The following is a 5260-nucleotide window of genomic DNA, read 5'->3' as shown; positions in this document are numbered from 1 at the left end:
AGGTCTGCGATCTGTTCTCCGACGAGGAATGCTACAACTACTTCAAAGCCGCAGGTTATGAGGTCGATTGAGTGCAACAGGCTCTAGGCCGGGCGCTCCTCCTCCAGGATCTTTTCCGCCTCGTCCACCATCGGATTCCAGTCGAAGCGGGCGACGATGATGCCGTGGTCGTTGTAGCCAAGCCGGTTCCGCTCGGACTCGGTCGCGGTCAGGTGGTCGTTCAGCACGCGCATCTCCCGGAACGACCATTTGCGGATCGACGAATGGTCGTAAAAGGAATCGGACACCATGATGTGGTCGAGCGACTCCATCTGGTTCCTGAAGATGTAGGTGTAGTAGACGTGCCGGAACGACCGGAGCTGCTGCAGCTTCTCGACGGTGTAAAGCCCAAGGTCCGATTTCCGGCCCGCCGTGCTCTTGGCAAAGAAGCGATAGCCCGGATTTCCCGTCAGAAGTTCGGTCGAGACCGCCGTCGTCCCGTCGTTGAGGTCGCCCAGGACCACGACCGGCGTGTCGTTCCGGCGCATCTCGTCGTTCAGGATGGCGCGGAAGGCGCCCGCCTCGACCATGCGGCGGACATGGGACACGACGCTTTGCGCGATGAAGCGGTGCCTGCGCATCACCGGGTTTTCGTCGTCGTCCCGAAGCGTGGTCGGCCCCTTGGATTTCAGATGCGCGACATAGACCACGATGTCGGGCGTGTCCTCGGCCTTGTTCACCAGGACGCGCAGCAAGGGCCGCGAGAACCGGCGGATCGTGACGCTGACCTCCTCCTCGGCATCGCGCGCCTCGCGCAGGTCGGTGAAGCGGGCGTCCTCGGGCAGATCCTCGATCCATTCGGGCTCGCCCTGCAGCATCCCCCTGCGGACGGCCAGGGCGACCTGGATGCCGGGCGGGTCGGTCGTGCGGGCGACCAGGTCATAGCGCCCCTTCAGCGCGGGACGTTCGAAGATGTCGGCCAGGGCGTCGGCATTCCAGCATTCCTGGAAGCCGATGATGTCGGCATCCACATCATCCAGGATGCGTTCCGAAAAGCCGAGCTTCGCCTCGTACTCGCCCTCGGACCAGCCATCGCCGTCATGGATCGGCTGGCCGGGCAGGTTGAGGTTGAGCAGGTTGAAACTGGCGATGCTGATGTCCTTGCGTGCCATCGAACCATCCATCCGAAGGATCATGGGGGCAGGATAGCACAGAAATCCGGGAACGGGCCGGGTTCCCGATGCCCGTCACAATGCCGTCATGCCCTCAGGCCATTCCCGCCCGCATCTCCTGGTGCAGGCGCGGTCCCGCGACGATCATCCCGTCCACCATGGCGCGCGGGCTGTTGAAGCGCATCGGGTGGCCGTGCCGGTCGGTCGCCAACGCTCCGGCCCGCTGGGCGATCAGGCTGCCTGCGGCGATGTCCCATTCCCAGACGCCGCGCACCGACAGCGCGGCATCGAAACGTCCCTCGGCCACCAGGCACAGGCGCCATGCCAGGGAAGGACGGAATTCCCGGCGGAAGGGCGGCGTCCGGCCATCCTTCCAGTGCTCGGGCTCGGTCGCGGACTTGTAGGTCAGGACGCGGGCGTCCCGCAGGCCCGCCGTGCTGGGCCGGATCGGCTTGCCGTCAAGCAGCGCCGGGCCGTCCGCAAAGGCGGTGAAGGTCATCTCCATGGCGGGCAGGTGGACCACGGCGGCGATGATCCGGTCGCCCTCGGCCACGGCCAGCGAATGGGCAAAGCCCTGCTGTCCCGCGATAAAGGCGCGGGTGCCGTCGATGGGGTCGATGATGAAGCAGCGCCGGGCATCCAGGCGCGAGGCATCGGCCTCGCTTTCCTCGGACAGCCAGCCATAGTCGGACCGTGCGCCCGTCAGCATGGTCTGCAGGGCGTCGTTGACCGCCAGGTCGGCCTCGGTCACGGGGCCGGCGTCGTCGGGCTTGTCCCAGGCCTTGGGCTCGGACCGCCAGAAGGACAGGGCGATCGGTCCGGCGGCCTGCGCGGCCCGGACCAGCAGGGCCAGATCCTCCTCAGGCGCCGGCAACGGTCATCCCCCCGACCAGAAGGCTGCCCACCTCGACCCCGCGCCAGGGCAGGGCATCGTTCGCCGCCTCCAGCGTCATCAGCATGTCGCGCAGGTTGCCCGCGATGGTGCATTCGTTGACGGGATAGGCGATGCGGCCCCCTTCCACCCAGAAGCCCGCCGCGCCGCGGGAATAATCCCCTGTCGTCCCGTTGACCGAGGCGCCCAGCATCGAAGTGACGATCAGCCCCGTGCCCATCCGTGCGATCAGGTCGTCTTGCGTGGCCGTTCCCGGCGTCAGGATCACGTTGCTGTTCGTGGGCGAGGGCGCCGAGGACATGCCCCGCGCGGCGGAGGCGGTGCTGTCCATCCCCAGCTTGCGCGCGGTGGCCAGATCCAGGGTCCAGCCCTGCAGCACGCCGTTTCCGACGATGGTGCGCGGGCGCGTCGCCAGCCCCTCGGCATCGAAGGGGCGCGACATCGGATAGCGCGGGCGCAGCGGGTCCTCGAGAAGGTCGAAGCCCTCGGGCAGCACCGGCTGGCCCATGTCCTTGCGCAGCCAGCTTGCGCCGCGTGCCACGGCAGAGCCGTTCACGGCGGACAGCAGGTGCCCGATCAGCGACGACGCGACCCGTCGGTCGTACAGGATCGGAAAGGCCCCGGTCGGCGGCTTTCGCGATCCCGCGCGGGCCAGCGTGCGTTCGGCGGCAAGGCGGCCGATCTCCTCGGGGGCGGGCAGGTCGTCGGCCCAGACGCGCGATTCCCCGGCATAGTCGCGTTCCATCCCCAGCCCCTCGCCGGTGATGGCGACGGTCGAGATCGCGTGCGTCGTGCGCTCGTAGCCGCCCGAGAACCCGTTCGAGGCCGCCAGCCACAGGAAGCGCCGGCTGAAACCGGCATTGGCGGCTTCCACCTGCGAAATGCCCGGCATGTCGCGCGCCGCAGCCTCGGCCCTCAGCGCCATGTCCTGCAACAGATCGGGCGTGGGATCGGGCCGGTCGTCGGCGATCTGCAATCCGTCCGCGTCGCGCTGGCGGGCAAGCTGGTCGGGGTCGGCCAGGCCCAGGGTGTCGTCCACCGGCGCCTCGCGCGCCATGGCCACCGCGCGTTCGGCCATCTCGGCGATGGTCGCGGGGCTGTGGTCGGATGCCGAGACGCTGGCCTGCCGGCCGCCGATCAGCACGCGCAGGCCGATCTCGACCCCCTCGGCGCGGTCGGCATGTTCCAGCACGCCGCCGCGCACGTCGATGCTGGTGGACTGGCCACGGGCCGCCAAGGCGTCGGCCCCGTCGGCGCCCGCCCGCCGGGCCGCATCGACCAGCGATTCGGCCAGCGACTGCAAATCCACGGATGACATCGCTTCTCCTTCATCGGGTGTCGCGAACGAACAGGGCCGGAACGGCTGCCCCGGCCCGCTGTCGAACGGGCTGGCCCTACTTGACCTGCTGGCCGTTGGCAAAGATCGAACCGCCCTCGCGGAACTCGATTTCCGAGGTCAGCTTGTCGGGATTGCCTTCGGCGGGCTTGGCGAACATCGCCAGCATCATGCGCATCCCCATTATCTGTTCCTCGGGGACAAGGCCCATCGCAACCAGCTTGTCCATCAGGCCGTTCACGCCCGCGAAGGTGCCGTTCAGCTTGCCCACGGGCTCGTTCGGGTTGTCGCCGAATTCCAGCTGGCCGGTGATGTCGGCCGTCGCGCCCACCGCGTCAAGCGCCACCTTGTTGACGGTCAGCGACCGGGGCGTGAAGGGAACCTCGGGCGCGGCGGCGGGATCAGGCTGGGCCAGCGCCGGGTCGAACAGGTCCTGCGCCACCACCGCGTCGCCTGACAAGTCGATGGACAGGCTGGCCGGGTCGCGCGGCAACTGGCTGTTCGGGTCGAACAGGTTCCAGATGCTGTCCGCGAAGGTCAGGCCTTCCAGCGCATAGGCGAACCTGAAGGGCTGCGCCGCATCGGCCTTGCTGACCGGGATCAGCAGATCGAACGAGGAATTCACCGCCGCGTAGCTGACGGGGAAGGGCAGGCTGCCGGTCGTCATCTCGACCTTGGTGTCCGCAACGCTGCCCTTGTAGCCGAGACCCTGTTCCGACATCTGCAGCGCCACGTCGGCCGCCCCGGTCGCCACGCTGCCGCTGCCGGTCTGGTCCTGGCCGGCCTCGTCCTTGCCGGCGAAGTCGAAGCGGGTGTCCATCGCCGCATAGGCGAAGGTGCCCTGGAAGTTCAGGCCCGCCGCCAGGGCTTCGGCCATCTGCGTCGCCAGGTCGAAGGACTGGCCGGGCGTCCGGGCGGTCCCCGCAAGAGACAGGTCGGTCAGCTTGGCCTGCACGTCGACCTTGCCGCCGCCCTCGGCGGTCTCGGGGTCGGCGGGCACGTCGGCCACGATCCCCATCGTCCCTTCCGAGGCCTTCATGTCGAAGCTGTATTCCGAAGCCTCGCCCGTGGCGTTGCGCTGCGATCCGGTGACATTCGTCAGCGCGCCGCTGACGGGGATCGTGGCACCGGACTCGGGACCCGCCGGCATGGCGAAGTCGAATTCCACCGAGGGATAGTCGTATTCGTACAGCATGTCCTCGGGCGTGCCCGAGACGACCATTTCATTGCCCGGCGCCTTGATGGTGCCGGTCATGGTCATGTCCACCATCTCGGGCTCGGCGGGGGTGTCGGTTCCCTCGGCGGTGGCGTCCGCCTCGGGCTCGGCCGGGGCGGGGACCTTGAACTTGCTTTCCAGCGCCATGTCGCCGTCGATCACCGCGCGGACCTTGGCGTCGCCGGTTTCCTGGAAGGTCATCTTCGGGATGGTGACGGTGGTCGCGCCGCCCTCGTTGTCCATCGACAGGACGGCATCGGTGACGGTCAGCGTGCTGCCCGCATCCTCGACCGTGCCGGTCACCTCATAGCCGAAATCGGTGAAATACGTTTCCAGGTTTTCCCAGACCTGGGCGGGGGTGACATCGGCTAGGACCGGCGCGGCCCCGACGGTCAGTGCCAGGGCCGAGGTTGCAGCGAAGCGGAACATGCCAGGACCTTTCGAGAAAATCGTTGCTTGTGGGATTTGTGGCACAGTGACCCGGGAACGCCAAGGGAGCAATCGCGGATCTGCCGCGCCGCGCCGGATGGACGTTTTGTGACCGGGCGTGACCGGTGGGCGTGTCCGGCGGGCGACCTAGCCCGGATTATTCGTGAGGGGTTGGTGAGGCTGGCTTAACCACTTGAAGAACTGTAGCTTTATGGTTCCTACGCCAAAAACCGCAG

Annotated in this window: 4 protein-coding genes; all 4 read right to left on the bottom strand. The window is 67.7% G+C overall.

The annotated features are described in order from the left end of the window. Positions 1-83 precede the first annotated feature (83 nt). A complete protein-coding gene (locus J0F76_RS19745; protein ID WP_207472102.1) occupies positions 84-1151 on the bottom strand; it encodes an endonuclease/exonuclease/phosphatase family protein in 1068 nt (355 codons plus the stop codon). A gap of 94 nt (positions 1152-1245) precedes the next feature. Further along, the gene (locus J0F76_RS19740; RefSeq protein ID WP_207472101.1) at positions 1246-2025 is read right to left on the bottom strand and encodes an inositol monophosphatase family protein; all 780 of its coding nucleotides are present in this window, start codon (positions 2023-2025) and stop codon (positions 1246-1248) included. Next, a complete protein-coding gene (locus tag J0F76_RS19735; protein WP_207472100.1) occupies positions 2012-3361 on the bottom strand; it encodes a TldD/PmbA family protein in 1350 nt (449 codons plus the stop codon). Before J0F76_RS19735 ends, J0F76_RS19740 begins: the two co-directional genes overlap by 14 nt. Before the next feature lie 76 nt (positions 3362-3437). Continuing rightward, the gene (locus tag J0F76_RS19730; protein WP_207472098.1) at positions 3438-5024 is read right to left on the bottom strand and encodes a DUF2125 domain-containing protein; all 1587 of its coding nucleotides are present in this window, start codon (positions 5022-5024) and stop codon (positions 3438-3440) included. Between the last annotated feature and the right edge of the window lie 236 nt (positions 5025-5260).

The organism is Paracoccus fontiphilus (assembly GCF_017356265.1).
GTDB classification, from domain to species: Bacteria; Pseudomonadota; Alphaproteobacteria; order Rhodobacterales; family Rhodobacteraceae; genus Paracoccus; species Paracoccus fontiphilus.
The sequence above is the reverse complement of the archived record's forward strand: the minus strand, read 5'-3'. Positions and strand labels throughout refer to the sequence as shown.